This window comes from Amycolatopsis tolypomycina (genome assembly GCF_900105945.1).
Classification (GTDB): Bacteria; Actinomycetota; Actinomycetes; order Mycobacteriales; family Pseudonocardiaceae; genus Amycolatopsis; species Amycolatopsis tolypomycina.
On sequence record NZ_FNSO01000003.1, the window covers coordinates 299,888 to 317,230 of the forward strand.

The 17,343-nt window shown below is 70.3% G+C and carries 19 protein-coding genes; 10 read left to right on the forward strand and 9 right to left on the reverse strand.

Translation table 11 applies throughout. The features are described 5' to 3' along the window. Positions 1-4 precede the first annotated feature (4 nt). From BLW76_RS06980 to BLW76_RS07000, 5 genes are all read right to left on the reverse strand, one after another. On the reverse strand, positions 5-874 hold the full coding sequence (locus BLW76_RS06980) for a ribokinase (protein WP_091305023.1): 870 nt from the start codon (positions 872-874) through the stop codon (positions 5-7). A 260-nt stretch (positions 875-1,134) separates the two neighbouring features. After that, entirely contained in the window at positions 1,135-2,253 is a 1,119-nt protein-coding gene (locus BLW76_RS06985) for a hypothetical protein (RefSeq protein WP_091305024.1), read from the reverse strand. Continuing rightward, entirely contained in the window at positions 2,250-3,389 is a 1,140-nt protein-coding gene (locus BLW76_RS06990) for a WXG100 family type VII secretion target (RefSeq protein ID WP_091305025.1), read from the reverse strand. The genes BLW76_RS06985 and BLW76_RS06990 overlap by 4 nt, the downstream gene beginning before the upstream one ends. A gap of 3 nt (positions 3,390-3,392) precedes the next feature. Then, complete coding sequence (locus BLW76_RS06995) at positions 3,393-3,707, reverse strand: hypothetical protein (protein WP_091305026.1); 315 nt, start codon at positions 3,705-3,707, stop codon at positions 3,393-3,395. Positions 3,708-3,730: 23 nt separating this feature from the next. Further along, positions 3,731-4,237, reverse strand: coding sequence for a YbaB/EbfC family nucleoid-associated protein (locus BLW76_RS07000; RefSeq protein WP_091305027.1), 507 nt, complete (start codon positions 4,235-4,237; stop codon positions 3,731-3,733). 148 nt (positions 4,238-4,385) lie between these two features. Between BLW76_RS07000 and BLW76_RS07005 the strand changes: the two genes are divergently transcribed. The 6 genes from BLW76_RS07005 to BLW76_RS07030 all read left to right on the forward strand — a co-directional run bounded on the left by BLW76_RS07005 (position 4,386) and on the right by BLW76_RS07030 (position 8,749). Then, the gene (locus BLW76_RS07005) at positions 4,386-4,769 is read left to right on the forward strand and encodes a hypothetical protein (protein WP_244170072.1); all 384 of its coding nucleotides are present in this window, start codon (positions 4,386-4,388) and stop codon (positions 4,767-4,769) included. Positions 4,770-4,829: 60 nt separating this feature from the next. After that, positions 4,830-6,194 (forward strand): hypothetical protein, encoded by a 1,365-nt coding sequence (locus BLW76_RS07010; RefSeq protein WP_091305029.1) that lies wholly within the window; start codon positions 4,830-4,832, stop codon positions 6,192-6,194. Next, on the forward strand, positions 6,191-6,934 hold the full coding sequence (locus BLW76_RS07015) for an ESX secretion-associated protein EspG (RefSeq protein ID WP_091305030.1): 744 nt from the start codon (positions 6,191-6,193) through the stop codon (positions 6,932-6,934). The genes BLW76_RS07010 and BLW76_RS07015 overlap by 4 nt, the downstream gene beginning before the upstream one ends. Then, positions 6,931-7,332, forward strand: a complete 402-nt coding sequence (locus BLW76_RS07020) for a hypothetical protein (protein ID WP_091305031.1) — start codon at positions 6,931-6,933, stop codon at positions 7,330-7,332. The genes BLW76_RS07015 and BLW76_RS07020 overlap by 4 nt, the downstream gene beginning before the upstream one ends. Further along, positions 7,329-7,937, forward strand: a complete 609-nt coding sequence (locus BLW76_RS07025) for a DUF3558 domain-containing protein (protein WP_244170073.1) — start codon at positions 7,329-7,331, stop codon at positions 7,935-7,937. The genes BLW76_RS07020 and BLW76_RS07025 overlap by 4 nt, the downstream gene beginning before the upstream one ends. Before the next feature lie 74 nt (positions 7,938-8,011). After that, on the forward strand, positions 8,012-8,749 hold the full coding sequence (locus BLW76_RS07030) for a TetR/AcrR family transcriptional regulator (RefSeq protein ID WP_091305032.1): 738 nt from the start codon (positions 8,012-8,014) through the stop codon (positions 8,747-8,749). On the opposite strand, the gene BLW76_RS07035 is transcribed toward BLW76_RS07030, so the two are convergent. The 3 genes from BLW76_RS07035 to BLW76_RS07045 form a co-directional block, all read right to left on the reverse strand. Next, positions 8,746-9,483, reverse strand: coding sequence for an SDR family oxidoreductase (locus BLW76_RS07035; protein ID WP_091305033.1), 738 nt, complete (start codon positions 9,481-9,483; stop codon positions 8,746-8,748). The two genes, BLW76_RS07030 and BLW76_RS07035, sit on opposite strands and share 4 nt — an antisense overlap. A 90-nt stretch (positions 9,484-9,573) precedes the next feature. Next, the gene (gene leuS / locus BLW76_RS07040; protein ID WP_091305034.1) at positions 9,574-12,429 is read right to left on the reverse strand and encodes a leucine--tRNA ligase; all 2,856 of its coding nucleotides are present in this window, start codon (positions 12,427-12,429) and stop codon (positions 9,574-9,576) included. 150 nt (positions 12,430-12,579) lie between these two features. Continuing rightward, positions 12,580-13,740, reverse strand: coding sequence for an esterase-like activity of phytase family protein (locus BLW76_RS07045; protein ID WP_091305035.1), 1,161 nt, complete (start codon positions 13,738-13,740; stop codon positions 12,580-12,582). A 66-nt stretch (positions 13,741-13,806) separates the two neighbouring features. Here BLW76_RS07045 and BLW76_RS07050 point away from each other — a divergent pair, with 66 nt between their 5' ends. Then, positions 13,807-14,226 carry an SdpI family protein gene (locus BLW76_RS07050; RefSeq protein WP_091305036.1) on the forward strand — a complete coding sequence of 140 codons (420 nt, stop codon included), beginning with the start codon at positions 13,807-13,809 and terminating at the stop codon, positions 14,224-14,226. Here the strand turns inward: BLW76_RS07050 and BLW76_RS07055 are convergent. Continuing rightward, positions 14,223-14,804 (reverse strand): YqgE/AlgH family protein, encoded by a 582-nt coding sequence (locus BLW76_RS07055; RefSeq protein WP_167384493.1) that lies wholly within the window; start codon positions 14,802-14,804, stop codon positions 14,223-14,225. The two genes, BLW76_RS07050 and BLW76_RS07055, sit on opposite strands and share 4 nt — an antisense overlap. Positions 14,805-15,026: 222 nt before the next feature. On the opposite strand from BLW76_RS07055, the gene BLW76_RS07060 reads away from it, so the two are divergent. The 3 genes from BLW76_RS07060 (at position 15,027) to BLW76_RS07070 (ending at position 17,340) form a co-directional block, all read left to right on the forward strand. Further along, entirely contained in the window at positions 15,027-16,319 is a 1,293-nt protein-coding gene (locus tag BLW76_RS07060) for an MFS transporter (RefSeq protein WP_167384494.1), read from the forward strand. Positions 16,320-16,462: 143 nt separating this feature from the next. After that, the gene (locus tag BLW76_RS07065; protein ID WP_091305822.1) at positions 16,463-17,017 is read left to right on the forward strand and encodes a YbaB/EbfC family nucleoid-associated protein; all 555 of its coding nucleotides are present in this window, start codon (positions 16,463-16,465) and stop codon (positions 17,015-17,017) included. Next, the gene (locus BLW76_RS07070; RefSeq protein WP_091305037.1) at positions 17,017-17,340 is read left to right on the forward strand and encodes a WXG100 family type VII secretion target; all 324 of its coding nucleotides are present in this window, start codon (positions 17,017-17,019) and stop codon (positions 17,338-17,340) included. Before BLW76_RS07065 ends, BLW76_RS07070 begins: the two co-directional genes overlap by 1 nt. Positions 17,341-17,343: the final 3 nt, after the last annotated feature.

Genomic DNA, 17,343 nt, shown 5'->3' on the forward strand with positions numbered 1-17,343 from the left:
ATGATCATTCCCCCAGGTCGGCCGCGGTGGGGTAGGACGGCTGCGCCCCGTGCCGCGTGACGCTCAAGGCGGCGACGCGCACCGCCCGCTTCGCCGCGGAGACCAGGTCGGCACCGTCGGCGAGCGACGCGGCGAGCGCGCCCGCGAAGGCGTCCCCGGCCCCGGTCGTGTCCACGGCCTCGACCTTCGGTGACTCCACCCGCGTCACCGAGCCGGCTTCGACGACGACGGCGCCGGCCGCACCGAGCGTGACGACGGCCGTTCGCGGCCCGAGGTCGAGCAGCTTCCGGAAGTCGGCGCCGGGACCGGTGAGCCAGGCGGCCTCGTGCTCGTTGACCAGCAGGACGTCGAGCTTGGCCAGCGTCTCCGGGGAGAGCTTCGCCGCGGGCGAGAGGTTCAGCAGCACCTGCACGCCCTTTTCGGCGGCCCGCGCGACGGCGTGCTCGACGGTCGGCAGCGGCACCTCCAGCGAGACGACCATGACCTCCACCCCGTCGAAGACGGCGTCGACGTCGGCGGGCTCCAGGCTGGAGTTGGCGCCGGGGGAGACGAGGATCGAGTTCTCGCCGTCCGGGGTGACGGTGATGTAGGCGATGCCGGTCGGCCGGTCGCTGGTGCGCACGAGCCCGGTGTCGACACCCGCGGCGCGCAGCGAATCGAGCAGCAGCCTGCCGTAGGGATCGTCGCCGACGGCGCCGAGCAGGGCGACGTCGGCACCGAGCCGGCCCGCCGCGACAGCCGTGTTGGCTCCCTTGCCGCCCGGCGAGAGCACGGTGTCGCCGCCCAGCACCGTCTCCCCACCGGCCGGCCGGCGATCCACCGCGACGACGAGGTCGGCGTTGGCGGATCCCACAACGAGCACGTCAGAGTTCATGCCCGCACTGTGCCACGGCGGCGGTCAGGGCCAGGTCAGCACGGGCGGGTGGGAGATAAGTGAAGGTTTTTGTAACTTATCCGGGGCTGAGTGCGACAATCATGCGAGCAGCGGATGCCCGTCACTCGATCGGGGGATGTCCGTCCCCCGGCCGTCACTTCGTGGCCCCGGTCCCGCTCTCCTGGTGCGTCATCGCGGAGACGTGATGATGTTGCCCCCACCGGCGCGAGCCGGGCAGGGCATCGGGTCGCCGGCGCCGATCACGTAGCCCCCCGAGTGATCGGCGTCGGCGGCGCCCCGCCCCGCCCGACGGTCAGCACGACTTCGCGAGGCAACAGCGTGGGCGCGCACCTGCCGAATTTCCGCGCCGCCGCGGGGCTCAGCGCCCGCGGCAAGCGATACCAGCCATCGCCGAGAGCAAGCTTCTCGGCATCGCCGTAGTGCAGCGGAAAATCGGGGTCGGCCGGGCGGAATTCCAGGTGACCGCTCGCGAGCAGCCGCAGTTCGGCGATCTCGCGCCAGCTCAGCTCGAGCGTGCGGTAGTACGTCTTCCACTGGAGATCCACGTTCGAAAGGCGCAGGTCGGCGCGAAGCGTGCGCTTGTGGCTGTTGAACTCGAAGGCGTGCACGACCCCGGCGAGCACGATGACCGCGCTCCCCAGAATCCGGCAGACGGTGTGCAGGACGCCCGACGGGCCGAATTCGGCGGCCACGTAGACCCCGGCACCGAGCAGGACCATGGCGAAGTCGAAGAGCCAAAGCTTCCGGCGGTCCCACCCGTTGACGTGGATGCTCACGCGGGCCGGCTCGGGTACCGGGCCGGGGGCCAACCGGGCCACCGCCGGCGGCCGCGATGGTTCAGGCACCGGGGTGACCGGCCGTTCGGTGACCTTGCCGTACCTTCCGGCGACCTCGCGCAGGCGTCCCGCTTCGGCGGCCGAAAGCGTGATCCCCGGTACCAGGAACTGGCCTGCGGCCACCGGGGTCAGCCCCTGGTGGCGCTCCGCGAACCGGGCGTCGGCCGGCTCGAGAACGACCCGGAAGGAGTGTTGGCGGCCGGGCTCGGCCAGAACAGCGACAGCTCGCAGTTCGCCCCAGCGCGCCGCCCAGACCACTCCGCCGACGACGCGCGAGATTCCCGAAGCGTCGAGGACCAGTTCGTCGGCCACGGGTTCAGGCAAGGAGCGAAGGCCCAAGATCAGAGCCAGCAGCCCGAAAACCCCGCCGAAGACACAGCCGGCGATTCGCGGGCTTTGCTGGGACGCTGACAAGCCCATCCAGACGAGCCCGGCACCGATGGCGAGGAGTACCGCGGCCAGGATCCAGTGCCGGCCGGCCGTCCGCGAGACGACCAGGCCGTTGCTCTCCGACGTGGTCATTCGATCGAACCCGAGATGCGCTGAGCACCCTGGTTGCCGAAGAGAGGTGCCCCAGCCGCGGTCTCCTTCTCCGTCGGCTCTTCTTCGTCGTCGTCCAGCCCCTCGGCCAGGTGCTTCAGCACCTCTTTGACCGTCTCCTTCTTGGCCGCGCTCTTCAGTTCCCCGCCGAACTCCTCGCCGAACTTCTCGCCGAACTCCCGCCGGGCGTCGGCCGCGAACTCCCTCCCGGCGTTTCGGAGGTTCTCGCCGATGGAGTGCTCCGAAGAAACGACCTGGCGCCAAGTCCGCCGATCGGGCCGGGCTTCCCGCACCTTGTCGGCAAAGGACTTCGCATCCTTCGTCTCGAGCAGGCCGCCGACGCGCCGCAGCGGGCCGGGCAGCCTTTCGGCGCCCCTCCGCAGCGCGTCCCGCACCCGGCCGAAGATTTCGCTGATGCGGTGGAAGAGGTCCTGCGCCTTCTTGAAGACCCTGACCAGCTTCTTGATCCACTCCATGCACTTGCTGCCGGTCTTCACCGCCTCCGCGGTGCCTTCGGTGGCCATGCCCGCCGGCAACGCCGGACCCGGGTACCTGCAGGCGATGCTGATCAGCTTGCCGACGCACTCGGAGATCAGGTCCCGCACGATCGAGCGCACGACACTCAAGATCGTCTTGCAGATCTCGACCAGCTTCGAGATCGCGTTGGCGCCAGTCGCCACGCCGGCGTACGTCGCCGCGCGATCTTCGGCGAACGCGCGATAGGCATCCGCCGAGGGACCTTCCCAGCGTTCGCTGTCCTTCTTGACGGTGTCCTGCAGGTCGGTGCTGATCTTCTCCAGCTCTTTGCCGACGTTTTCCCAGGTGCCGACCATGTTCTCCAGAGCGGTCTGGTCACCGGTGAGCCAGTCGAGCGGCTCGCGCAGCCACGGGAAGAACTCCATCGCCCAGCCCACGGCCGCCGAGGCGAGGGTCCCGATGGGATCCGCGACGAGGCCGGCGATGCCCGTGGCGCCGAACCCGGCGTTCACGAGGCCTTCAGTCCAGTTGCCGTCGGCGACGGCGGTACCCGCGTCCCAGAAGTCCTGGAACAGCCCGGCGCCTTCGAGGGCACTGCGGTCGTCCGCCGCGTCCGTCTTGATCAACGGATTTTCGGCCACGGCTCAGTCCTCCACCTTGAACAGATCCTTGAACTCCGCCTCGTCGGCTTCCTTCAGCTGCTGCCAGAGCTGGATGCGGGTCGAATGGTCGTACGACGACGTCGACGCCGATTCGATCGCGATTTCCGCCACCTGCTGGGCAACGGCGCAGATCGCCGCGAGCGGGATGCCGAGCAGGCCGAACGCTTCGGGGTGCTCGGTCGCGCGGGCGGCTTCCTTGCACCTGTCGATCCGGTCGGTGATCGCCTCGATGTGCTCGCGGTGCATCTGCAGCTCCCGCGGGTCGACCGCGAAGCCGGGGCCGCCTGGTCCGGCCATGTTCTCCCCTCCCTCACCCGCGCTCAGCGCAGGTAGTCGCCGTCGCTGAAGTAGTCGTCGTCGTGGCCGTCTTCGGTCGACGGGCGCGGCGCGCGCGACGGCTCCGGTGGCGGCTGCCGCTCCTCTTCCGGCACGAACCGGGCGCCCTCGTCGCGAGGCGGAGCCGGTGGGGCGAACCCTTCCGGCTCGGGAACCGGGAACGCCTGCTCGAGGCGGTTGACCAGCTGGTTCATCACCTCGGGTCCGACCGGATCGGTCACCCCGGCCCGCATCGCCCCGGCGAGCTTGCTCTGCGCGGACCTGACGGTGCGGAGGATCTCCTCGGCGAGGTCCGGCTTGTCCCGCACGCTCAGCCCGATCTCCAGGCCGATGAGGTTGCCGGCGTGGTCGACTTTCACGCCGATCTGGCCGTCTTTGCTGCGCTCGGCCACCGAAACGGCCTCGATCTCGCTGACCATCCGATCGGCTTGGCGCTGCGACTCCGCCATCCTGGCCTCGAAGCCCGCGATCAGCTGCTCAGGATTCGACACGCGAACCTCCCCTGTTCACGTCGGTAACCGTACGGGCACCGAGTGTGGCACAGGGGTCCGACAGTTTCGGGAGAGTTCCGGTTTTCCCCACCTCTTCCTGCGGCAATCCGGGTGTTCACGCTGGTCAGCGACTCGTAGCGTGATCTTCATGACCACCTCGGACTGGAAGCGGACGATCTACGCGGCCCTCGCCCTCCCGGCCTACCTGGCGGGACCGGCGGTACGACGGCGGCTCGCTCGCCGATGGGTGGGCGCCGAGCCGCGAGGCGGGCGGGCCCTCGCCGGCGCCTTCGCGGCTTTCCCGGTCGCGTTGCTGGTCTGGTACCTCGTCGGCCGGATCGCGACCTTCGGCTTCTTCTGGACCGCAGACGACGCGGCCGGGTCGTGGGGCGGTCCCTCGCTGATCGGCGCGTGGACCGTGCACTTCTTCGTGGCGCTGGGCATGACCGTGGCGGCGATGTGGCTGCTGCGGCCACTGGTCCGGTGGCAGCTGCGCGTCCCCGAGCCGGCTGATTCGTCGCACAGCCAGTAACCGGTGAGGTATTGTCCGTGACGCAGGAGGGGAGATCGAACGCGAGGGGAGCGCGGTTCGGTGGGGTTGTTCGGTGACATGCTCGACGCTGCCAAGCACGTCGGGTCGGAGATCGCGCACGCCGTCCAGTCGGGTGGTGAGCGGCTCGCCAACGTCTTGACCGGCGCGGGCGTCGGCCTGCTCGCGGGTGGGCTGCCCGGCGCGATCGCGGGAGCGTACGTCGGGTCGCAGACCGGCACCGGGGCGGCGAACCCGCAGGCCGCCGGACTGTCGCCCGCTCAACTGGTCCAGGCCGTGATGACCGGCCCCGGCACCGAGTCGCTGCAGACGGTGCACCAGGCGGGCGTCGGCCAGTCCGCCTATCAGCGTCAGCTGGAGCAGGGCACGCGCGAGCTGACGTCCGGTCTCGAATCCGCGTGGACGGGCGGCGCGTCGGACGCGGCGCGGGAGCGGCTCCGGCCGTTGACGGCGTCGGCGACCTCGGCGTCCACCACTCTCGACCGCAACTCGGTGCTGGCCCAGGCCCAGATCGACCAGTTCCACCGGATGAAGAACTCGCTGCACCCGGACGTCACCAACCAGCCGCCCACGCGCAGCGCCTGGGACGTCGCGACGCCGTGGGACACCGACACCGAAGACAAGATCAACCAGTACAACCGGAAGGCGCAGGAGAACGTCGAGCGGTACACCGCGTATTCGCAGCAGTCCAGCGCGAACACCGCGGCCCGGACGATCGACTACGGCCAGCTCCGCGAGTACACCGGCGGCGAATTCACGGTCAAGGACCCGAAGAAGCCCATCGAGCCGCCCCCGCGGAAGCGGCCGCCGATCGCTGGCGATGACGACCGGTCCGACACCCAGGTGCAGCCGCCGCCCGCGGTCGTGCCGCCGCCTCCTCCGGGGCAGGTCACGCCGCCGGGACAGGTCACGCCGTCGGGGTCGCACCCGTCGTCCGGCGTGGACGACAGCGTTCGCGCGCAGGGTTACGTGCCGCCGTCGACGCAGTACCCGCCGGGCTACCAGCCACCGGGCTTCGGTCCCGGGTCGGGTCCGGGCGGTGGGTCCGGTCCCGGCTTCGGGCCCGGTTTCGGCCCTGGTTTCGGCCCGGGCGGCGGCTTCGGTCCGGGCTCGTCGTCCGGCGCCGGCGGCGGCTCGGGTGCCGGTACGGGTGCCCGCGGTCCGGGCGCGGCGACCGGCGCCGGCGTCCCGGGCGAAGGACGTCCCGGCGCGGCGGGCGGGGCCCGCGGCGGCGCGGCGGGCAAGCCGGGCTCGCCGGGAATGGGCGGGCTGGGCCACGGCGCGAAAGGCGGCCAGGGCGAGGAGGACACGGAGCACCAGCGCGCGTCTTACCTGGTCGAGGCGGATCCGGAGAGCATCTTCGGCAGCTCCGACGAGCGGACGGTGCCCCCGGTGATCGGGCTGTGATCTTCCTGCCCAAGGCCGCCCTGCTCACGGCGTGGGAGTGGGAGCGGCTCGGCCCGCCGCCCGCGGTCCTCGGCGCCGACAACCTCTGGCTCGGCGACGAGACCCGCAAGCAGCTCGAGGAAAGCGTCCTCGACGTCCTGACATCGCTCCGCCTCGCGGCGGGCGGCACGTTGACGCGGGAGTTCCGGGACGTCCTGCGCGTCCTGGGGAAGGGCACGCACCAGTTCACGGCGTGGCTCGGCGACATCGAAGCGGACGAATCAGGCGCGGTGCTCGTGTCCGCCGCCGGGCCGGACGCGCTGCGGCTGATCCGGAAGGACGACACGGTCCGGATCGACGTCGTGGAGCCGTCGCGGCCGGCGGAGTCGCTGGTGGACGTGCTGCCGCCGGTGCCGCCCGCGCGGATTTCGGCGGTGTCGATCCCGGAGGCGCGGTTCTCGGGCCGGGCGGTGGAGGAGTCCTACGACCTCGAGGACCCGACGGTCGACCGCGGTCAGGACCCGCTGCCCTGGGCACGCCGGCTGATGGCGGCCCGGCGGACGGGGTTGCACCAGTGCTACGCCGTCAACCAGGGGATCCGCAGCGCCCCGATCACCGCGGTGGACGTGGCGGGGACCGGGCGGGTGCTGACGTACGTGTACCCGGGACGCGAGCGGATGGTCAGCTTCCAGCCGGGGACCCGGGATGCGCTGGCCGAGGTGCTGTACGCGACCCTGAACGGGTTAGGGGGAGGGCGATGACGGACTCGTTTTTCAGCGGGGTCGGCTTCTGGGCGACGGACGCGCCCAGTGTGGGGGCGCCGCCTGCCGGTGGGCAGGGGTTCGCGATGAGCTCGGCCGAGATGCGGGCGATGCTCAAGAAGGCCGTGGACCTGCGGATCACGATCCAGCAGCAACGCGACGCCGCGCAGGTGCTGTCGCAGGCGACGCCGCCCGCTCGGGAGCCGGCCAGCACCAACGCCGTCGTCGGTCCGAACGGCGTGAACGAGGCCGGGCGGTTCTACCAAGGCCATCTCGACTACCAGTACAAATACCTGTCCGAGCTGATCAAGCGTCTGCGGAAGGCACTCGGGATGGTCGAGGCGGCCGACCAGCAAGCGGCAGACGACACTAAGAAGACGAGCGGGGACTTCGAATGACGAAGCGATCCATCACGACCATGGCCGCGATCATGGCCGGCGGCTTGCTGGTCTCCGCGTGCAACGGCACTCCGAAGGCCCCGGCGAGCACCACGACCGCGCCTTCGAGTACCGCTTCGGCGAACGGCGACGTACCGACAGTGCCGAGCCCTCTCCCAGCGACAGCACTCGACGGCAACCCGTGCGAGAGCGCCCTCGACAGCAGTCAGATCACACAGTTTCTTGGGCAATCGACCCCCGCCAAGGCCAGTGACACCGAACTCGGCCCGATGTGCCAGTGGAGCAGCGCTTCGGGTTCTGGAGCCGGCATCACCGTCGCGTACCAGACGAAATCCGATCAGGGAATCGGGCTGGCTTACCAGAACGTGAAGCCCCAGGCCGCGCGCTGGGAGCCGCTGGACCCGATCCAAGGCTTTCCGGCGGTCGCCTACGCGAACGTCGACGACAAGCGTTCTTGCGTCGTCGTCGTCGGTGTGACCGGCAAGCTGGCGTTTTCGACGGCGTTGACGCTCGGCGACAAGTCCGCGGCCGAGGGCAAGGACTGCTTCGACGCCGCTCCGCGTGTCGCCGACACGGTGCTGACCAATCTCAAGGCGCGGGCCTGAGCTGCACCTTTTCGTTACGCCGCGCAGATCGCCGTAACGCAAAATCTGTCGTACCAAGCACCTAGACTGTTCGGATGAGCCACCCCACGCGAAGGGGTCGCGCGCGTGCGGCTACCGAACAGGACATCCGGCGGACCGCCCGGAAACTGCTCGTCGAGCAGGGGCCGGAGGCGGTCACGCTGCGTGCCATCGCGCGGGAGCTGGGGATCACCGCACCCGCGCTCTACCGGTACTACGAGTCGCGGGACGACCTCGTCGAGAACCTGCGGCTGGATGTCTGCGCGGACCTGGCCGAAGACCTCGCCGAGGAGATCGCCGAGCTGCCGGACGACGGGGTGCTGCAGCTGTTCGCCATCTGCAAGGGCTTCCGGCGGTGGGCACTCACCCACACGAAGGAATTCACGCTCGTCTTCGCGTCGCCGACCGGTGGGGTGGGGTCGACGTCGGGGAGTGCGCTGAGCCGGGTCGACGAGCCGTTCGGGCGGATCTTCCTCGCCGCCGCGGGGCGGGTGCTCGCTCGGCACGACATCGTGCTGCCCTCGGCCAGCGGGGTGCCCGACGAGCTGCGTGACGACCTGAAGACCTTCCAGGAGTCGCTGGTCACCGTGCTCGTCGAGTCAGACCAGGGCGTGCCCGTCGAAAAGATCGACCTCGGCGTGACGTACCTGATGATCCAGTTCTGGGCCCGGCTCTACGGGCACGTCACGCTCGAGGTCTTCGGCAACTACCCGATCCCGATGTCCAAGCCGGACGTCCTGTTCGAATCGATGCTCGCCGACCTGGCGCGGGAGATCGGCCTCTACTCCGGTTAGGCCGCGTGGCCGCCGTCCACCGACAACACCGCCGCCGTCACGTACGCGCTGGCCGGCGCGGCCAGGTAGGAGACCGCCGACGCCACCTCGGACGGCGATCCGTAGCGGTCGAACGCCGTCAACGCCCGCTGGTCCGCCGCGTAAGGGCCGTCGGCCGGGTTCATGTCCGTGTCCGTCGGGCCCGGGTGGACCAGGTTCACCGTGATGCCGCGCGGGCCCAGCTCACGGGCCAGCGCCTTCGTCAGGCCGACCATCGCCGCCTTGCTCGTCGCGTACAGCGCCATGCCCGGGCCGGGCACGCGGTCGGTGACGCAGCTGCCGATCGTGATCACGCGGCCGCCGTCGCGCAGGACACCGGCCGCCGCCTGGGTTGCCGCGAACACGCCGCGGACGTTCACCGCCAGCACGCGGTCGACGTCTTCCAAGGAGGTTTCGCCGAACGCGCCCACGAAGCCGACACCCGCGTTGTTCACCAGTACGTCCAGCCGGCCGAACTCCGCCACCACAGCGGAAACGGCGGCTGAAACCGCGGCAGCGTCCGCCGAATCCGCCTGGATCGCCAGCGCGCGACGGCCGAGGCGCTTGATCTGCTCGACCACCTCGGCCGCGAGCGCGGCGTTGTGCTGGTACGTCAGCGCGACGTCCGCGCCGTCCTCGGCGAGCCGCAGTGCCGTGGCCGCGCCGATGCCCCGGCTGCCGCCCGTCACCAGTGCCACCTTGCCGTCGAGGGTCATCCCCGGTTCTCCTTCGATCGAGCCGTTTTCGTTGACAGCTCAATCAAATCGAGAACCGGGGGAAGACACCGGCGGCTTTCGGCCGTGGCGCTAGAGGACGATGTTGACCAGCCGGCCCGGCACCACGATGACCTTGCGCGGCGAGCCGTCGCCGACCATGGCCGCGACCTTCTCGTCCGCCAGCGCAGCCGCCTGGACCTCGTCCGACGACGCCGAAGCCGGAACCGTCACCCGGGAGCGGACCTTGCCGTTGACCTGGATCGGGTACTCGACCGAGTCCTCCACCAGGTACTTCTCGTCCACCACCGGGAACGGGCCCTGCACCAGCGAGTCCGCGTGGCCCAGCCGGTGCCACAGCTCCTCCGCCATGTGCGGGGCCAGCGGCGCCAGCATCAGCACCAGCGGCTCGGCCAGCTCACGCGGCGTCGACGCGGCCGCGCCGTACACCTTGGTGACGTGGTTGTTCAGCTCGATCAGCTTCGCGCCTGCCGTGTTGAACCGCATCTCCGCGTAGTCCTCGCGGACGCCGGAAATCGTACGGTGCAGCACCTTGCGGTCCGCCTCGGCAGCGTCCTCATTGGACACCCGCAGCTCGCCGGAGTTCTCGTCGACGACCAGGCGCCACAGCCGCTGCAGGAACCGGTGCGCGCCCACGACGTCCTTGGTCGCCCACGGGCGCGACATGGCCAGCGGGCCCATCGCCATCTCGTAGAACCGGAACGTGTCGGCGCCGTAGTTCTCGGCCATCTCGTCCGGCGTGACGACGTTCTTCAGGCTCTTGCCCATCTTGCCGTACTCCTGGGTGACCTCTTCGTCGTTGAAGAAGTACTTCCCGTCGCGCTCCTCGACCTGCTCGGCCGGGACGTAGACGCCGCGCGAGTCGGTGTACGCGTACGCCTCGATGTAGCCCTGGTTGAACAGCTTCCGGTACGGCTCCTTGGACGTGACGTGGCCCAGGTCGAACAGCACCTTGTGCCAGAACCGCGAGTACAGCAGGTGCAGCACCGCGTGCTCGACGCCGCCGACGTACAGGTCGACGCCGCCGGTGTCGTCCGCGCCGTACTCGCCGGGCCGCGGGCCCATCCAGTACTGCTCGTTTTCCGGCGCGCAGAACGTTTCCGCGTTCGTCGGGTCCAGGTAGCGCAGCTGGTACCAGCAGGAACCCGCCCAGTTCGGCATCGTGTTGATGTCGCGGCGGTACTTCTTCGGGCCGTCGCCCAGGTCCAGTTCGACCTCGACCCACTCGGTCGCGCGCGCCAGCGGCGACGACGGCATCGAGTCGCGGTCCTCCGGGTCGAACGTCACCGGCGAGTAGTCGGCGACCTCGGGCAGCTCGATCGGCAGCATCGACTCGGGGACGGCGTGCACTTCCCCATCGGAGTCGTAGACCACCGGGAACGGCTCGCCCCAGTAGCGCTGGCGCGAGAACAGCCAGTCGCGCAGCTTGTACTGGACGGTCCCCGTGCCGGCGCCCTGCTCGGCCAGCCAGTCGATGATCGTCTTCTTGGCTTCGGCGACGTCCATGCCGTTCAGGCTGAGTCCATTTTCTCGGCGAGAGTTGATCGCGGGTCCGTCACCGGTGAACGCCTTGCCGTCGAAGCCTTCCGACGGCTGCACGGTCCGGATGATCTCCAGGCCGAACTTCTCGGCGAACTCCCAGTCGCGGACGTCCTGGCCGGGGACGGCCATGATCGCGCCGGTGCCGTAGCCCATCAGCACGTAGTCGGCGACGAAGATCGGGATCTGCTTGTCGTTGACCGGGTTCGTCGCGTACGCGCCGGTGAAGACGCCGGTCTTCTCCTTGTTCTCCTGCCGGTCCAACTCGGACTTCCGCGACGCGGCGACGCGGTACTCCTTGATGGCGTCGGCGGGCGTCGCGGCACCGCCGGTCCACCGCTCGTCCACCTCCGAAGGCCAGGCCGCAGTGACCAGCTTGTCGACCAGCGGGTGCTCCGGCGCCAGCACCATGTACGTGGCGCCGAACAGGGTGTCCGGCCGGGTCGTGAAGACCTCGATGCCGGCTTCGCCGGACTTGAACGTGACGCGGGCGCCGTGCGAGCGGCCGATCCAGTTCCGCTGCATGGACTTGACCTTCTCCGGCCAGTCCAGCAGGTCCAGGTCGTCGACCAGGCGATCGGCGTACGCGGTGATCCGCATCATCCACTGCCGCAGGTTGCGGCGGAAGACGGGGAAGTTGCCGCGCTCGCTGCGGCCGTCGGCGGTGACCTCTTCGTTCGACAGCACGGTGCCCAGGCCCGGGCACCAGTTGACCGGCGCTTCGGAGATGTACACCAGCCGGTGGTCGTCGATCACCTTCTTCCGCTCCGGCGCGCTCAGCGCCGCCCAGTCACGGCCGTCCGGCGTCGGCCGCGAGCCGTCCGCGAACGCGGCTTCCAGCTCGGCGATCGGCCGGGCCTTGCCCGCCTCGGTGTCGTACCAGGAGTTGAAGATCTGCAGGAAGATCCACTGGGTCCAGCGGTAGTACTCGGGGTCGATCGTGGAGATGCGGCGACGCTCGTCGTGGCCCAGGCCCAGGCGCCGGATCTGGCGCAGGTAGGTCCGGATGTTCTCCTCGGTCGTCTTGCGCGGGTGCTGCCCGGTCTGCACCGCGTACTGCTCGGCCGGCAGGCCGAACGCGTCGAAGCCCATCGTGTGCAGCACGTTGCGCCCGATCATCCGGTGGTACCGGGCGAAGACGTCGGTGCTGATGAAGCCCAGCGGGTGCCCGACGTGCAGGCCGGAGCCCGACGGGTACGGGAACATGTCCTGGACGAACAGCTTGTCGCTGGGCACCGGCTGCCCCTCGACGGCGAGCGGCCCGACGGGGTTGGGCGCGTGGAAGGTGCCCTGGTCGGCCCAGTGGTCCTGCCAGCGCTGCTCGATCTGACCCGCCAGCGCGGCCGTGTAGCGGTGCGCCGGGACGTCGGTCCCTGTCGCCTCAGTCATGCCGTCATCCTTCGTCGCAGCTCCAGAAACAACTCGACCCCTCAGCCACCAGGGCATGAGGGGTCGCCGCGCCGGCCGGGCCGGGCCCGGTCAGCGCGGCAGGCTAAGGAGCAGCCGAGCCGTGTTCATACGTTCATCTTAACTTGCTGGTCAAAGCCGTTCCGAGGGGACCGCCAGTGCGACGAACTGGGTGACCTGCGTCGCGGAGAAGTTGTTGTCGCTGACCAGGATCAAGCTGCGCTCGCCGTTCGGCAGCTTCGGCCCCCACGTCATGCCCTCCAGGTTGTCCACAGTGGACAAGCCGAGGTCGGCCGCGTCGAAGAGGAACCGCTTCTTCACCGGCTTGACGTGCTTCGCGCCGGCCAGCGACGGCACGTCCAGGACGTTCGTCGCGCCGCTCGTGTCGATCTCGTAGACGCGCACCTTGTTGCCGACGCCGGTGCTGAACGAGCGCTCCATCATGAGGAACTTCGTCGGGTCGGCCTGGTCGACGGCCAGCATCGAGGAGACGCCGGTGGTGGCGAACGCCGTCGACGGCACCGGCGCGGCGAACAGCGGCTCCTGCGGGTACGCGTACTGGGCCAGGACCGGCCCGAACCGCGACTGCAGGGTGATCCGCGACAGCGCGCCGCTGGTCGTGGTCGGCTCGGGGCCGTCCTGCAGCAGCGGGCCCTCGACCTCGCTGGCCAGCAGCGAGCCGTACCCGGTGAACGTGATGCCCTCGAGCACCAGGTTCTGCCGCGGGCCGGCCGTCGGCGTCATCTTCTCGTTCGCGGGAATCGGCAGGTCACGGACGTATTTGCCGTCACGGCGGGCCTCGCGGATCGACGGGTCGATCAAGGTCGTCGCCGTGCGCTCGCCCTCCTGCGACCAGTAGTAGTCGCCGGTCCACGGGTCGACGCGCAGCTCTTCGGGGTCGATCGTCTGCTCGTTCTGCGGCTTCGACGGGTCGTTGAGCGCGAGCGGCGGGTACGGCGTGCCGTCGGGACGCAGCAGCGGCTTCGTGCCGGTGAGGGTGACCGGGCCGACGCCGTCCTTCGTCACCGGGAAGGTCGCGGTGTAGAAGCGGGCGGGGTTGATCGCCGACCGGTCGTCGCAGATCAGGGCGTAGCCGCCGGTCCGCGGGTCGTAGTCGATGCTGGACAGGCCGCCGACCGTCGTGCCCTGGAACTGCAGGGCGTTCGGGACGATCTTCTCGCCGAGCAGCCGGATGGGCCGCTGGTGACTCTCGGTCGCCTCGGCCGGCGCGGCGGCGAGGATTCCCCCGATCAGGGCCGCAGCCAGGACGGTGGGCAGTACACGCGGTGACATGGCCTGTAGCACAGTCGATCAGGGTATCCGGCAGGTTGCCGGGACGTCACGCTTATCCTTGACCTCGTGTTCGCTATCGCGCTGGTTCCGGTCGTGCTGGGTCTGCTTGTCGGCTTTGGTGGGTTTCTCGGGTTCCGCGAGCGTTTGACGCGCGAAGGCGGCACCGGGGTGCGCACGGAAGCGGCACTGCGCAGCGAAGAAGCGTTCAAGCTGGCCAACCGCGTCGCGGGCCTGCCGACCATGGCCGGGGGCGCGATCGCCGTGCTCACCGGGCTGGCCGGGCTGGCCATGCCGACCACCGGCGGTCTCGTCTCGGCCGCGCTCGCCGGCGTGCTCGCGATGCTGGTGCTGGTGATGGGCGGTGGCGTGCTCGGCAACCGGGCCGCGCTGACCGTGCCCGCGCCGGCTCCGGCCGCGCCCGCCGGCTGCAGTGGCTGCGCGTGCGGCGCCGGCGGCTGCGGCGTCTTCAAGAAGGACGAAGCCTAATTCCGCTGGAGGTCGCCCGGATGGGTGGCCAGCAGGGCGAGCGGGATGCCCTGACGGCGTAACACCTGGCTCCACAGGTCGCCGTCCGGCGAGGCCAGGATGTCGCTCGGCAGGGCGGGCACGATGACCCAGTCGTCGCGCTCGATCTCGCCCGCCAGCTGCCCGGAGTCCCAGCCCGCGTACCCGGCGAACACGCGCACGCCGCGGACCTTCGGCACCAGCACCTCGGGGTCGGTGTCCAGGTCGACCAGCGCGACCGGGCCGCGGACCGCGATCACGCCCGGCACGCTCGCCGCCGTCTCGCCGGTGCGCAGCGCGGCCAGGCACAACGCCGTCTTCTTCTCGACCGGCCCGCCGACGAACACCGCCTGCGGCTCGGCGACGTGCCCACCCCAGTTCGGCAGCACGTCGTTCACGGCGACGTCACTCGGCCGGTTCAGGACCACGCCCAGCGTGCCCTCCTCGCGGTGGTCGATGACGAACACCACGGTCCGGCGGAAGTTGGGGTCGACCATCGTGGGGGCGGCGACCAGGAGCGTTCCCGGTTCAACCTCGGCGTCCGCTGGCACGCCACCCATGATCCCACCCCAGACCCGGCTCGGGAACAATCGCCCCACGAGCCTCGTTTGAAACATGTGGCCGGCGCACTCCGTGTCCCCCGGGCTCACTGAAGAACCGCCTTTGTGGAATACCGTCCGGCTGGAGCCACACTGCGCATAGCCGCCGAGAGGCGACCTTAGTGCGTCGGCCACCCAGATCTCTTGACCTGTGTCCTACGACGGGGCCTTAACCTTGACTCCGTGACGATCAGCGCCCAGACGGCAACAGAACGAAGAGGGCCTCGGGAGCTGCTCAAGGACCCGGACTTCCGGCGTCTCCTCTTCACCCGCTTCGCCGCCAGCTGGGGCGACGGCGTCTTCCGCGCCGGTCTCGCCGGAGCCGTGCTCTTCAACCCCGAGCGCGGCGCCGACCCGCTGGCCATCGCCGGTGGGTTCGCCGCGCTGCTGCTGCCGTACTCGCTCGTGGGACCGTTCGCCGGCGCGCTGCTGGACCGCTGGGACCGCCGTCGCGTGCTGATCGTCGCGAACCTCCTGCGCGGGCTGGCGATCGCCTGCGCGGCGACCGCCGTCGGCTTCGGGTTCGGCGGCGTCGGCCTGTTTTCGCTGGCCCTGGCCGCGGAGGGCATCTCGCGCTTCATCGGATCCGGGCTTTCGGCGTCGCTTCCGCACGTCGTCGAAGAAGAGAGCGTCGTGACGGCGAACGCCTTCGCCACGACGCTCGGCTCGGTGGTCGCGGTCATCGGCGGCGGCTGCGCGATCGGGCTGCGGGCGCTGTTCGGCAGCAACGACATCGGCTCGGCCGAGACCACGGCGTTCGCGGTGCTCGGCACGCTCGTCTCGGCGTTCATCGCCCGCGGCTTCGCCAAGGGCGTGCTCGGGCCGACGGTGGTCGACGAGCCGCCGAACCCGGTGCTGGCCGTCGCGCGCGGGCTGGCCGACGGCGCGAAGCACGCGTGGCGCGCCCCGAGCGTCACGGCCGGGTTCGTCGCGCTGTTCGCGCACCGGGCGTCGTTCGGGGTGTCGCTGCTGGTCACCGTGCTGCTGATGCGCAACTACTTCACCGACCACGGGATCTTCCGCGCCGGCCTGCCCGGGCTCGGGCAGATCGCCGCGCTCGCCGGGGCCGGCCTGCTGCTCGCCGGGCTGCTGACCGCGCGGCTGATCCGCCGGTTCGGCCGGCTGCGCGCGGTCCTCGGTTCGCTGCTGATCGCCGCGATCGCGCAGTCCGCGCTGGGGCTGCCGATGCTGCTGCCGCTCGCGCTGCTCGCGTCGTTCCTGATCAGCGGCGCAGGGCAGGTGCTCAAGCTCTGCGTCGATTCGTCCATCCAGCTCGACGTCGCCGACGAAGCCCGCGGCCGGGTGTTCGCGCTGTACGACACGCTGTTCAACATCACGCAGGTGGCGGCGGTTTCGCTGGGCGCGCTGGTGGTGCCGGACGACGGCCGCTCGCCGGCCCTGCTCATCGCCGCGACGGCCTGCTACCTGGTCGGCGGCGCGGGGTACGTGCTCGCCCGCCGACGCACGATTCGCTGACGCAAACACTCGAACCGGTCACGGGGACTGCTCCATTGGCATTAGGGTGACGGGCAGTCATTAGTAGGTTCGAGGGAACACCGGGGGCACCTGTGACCACCGCGGGCGACGACCGTGCACGGCTCGAAGCACGCAATGCCGCGATGAAAGACCAGATGGACACCCTCCTGGAGAACTTCGAGCGGCAGACGGCGCAGCTGCGTGACGCCCAGGCGGCGGCCGCCGAGACCACGGCCGAGGTGACGTCCCCCGACGGGCTGGTCCGCGCCACCATCGACGCCGGCGGCGGCCTCGCGAAACTCGAGTTCGCGCCGAGCACGTTCGAGCGCACGACACCCGCGCAGCTCGCGAACACCGTCCAGTCGCTGGTGCGTCAGGGATCGCTGCAGGTCAAGCAGAAGATCGCGACCCTGATGGCGCCGATCACCGAAGGCCTGCCCGACCTCGCCGACCTGGTCGAGGGCGCGCCGTCGCTGGCCGGGCTGGTGCCGCCGATCCCCGGCTTCGACGAGCTCACCGAGGCACCGCCCGCCCCGCGGCCCGAGTCGTTCGAAGAGGGCGGGTCGATCCTGCGCAACGAGCAGGCGACCCCGCCGCCACCGCCGATGCCGGCCCCGAAGCCCGCGCCCAAGCGCGTCCGCCCGCCGCGTGACGACGACGAGGAGCCGCCGTCGTCCTGGATGACGAGGGGCGACTGATGCCGGACGGGGGTTCCGGGTTCACCGCGGAGCCGGACGCGGTCCTGCGCGCGTCGAACGGCCTGGTGACGGCGTCCGACGCGCTCGACAACGCGGCGAAGGCACTGCAGTCCGCCCTCGCCGCGCAGGGCGAGTGCTGGGGCGCCGACGAGTCCGGCAAGGCGTTCGCCAAGGACTACGTGCCCGGCGCGCAGGGCGCCGTCGAAGGCTTCACCAACCTCGTGCAGGGGTTGCGGGGGATGCAGCAGAACGTCGCCAAGTCGATGAAGGCCCTTTCGGGCGCCGACGAGGACGTGACGTCCCAGCTGAGCAAGGGGCAATGACGC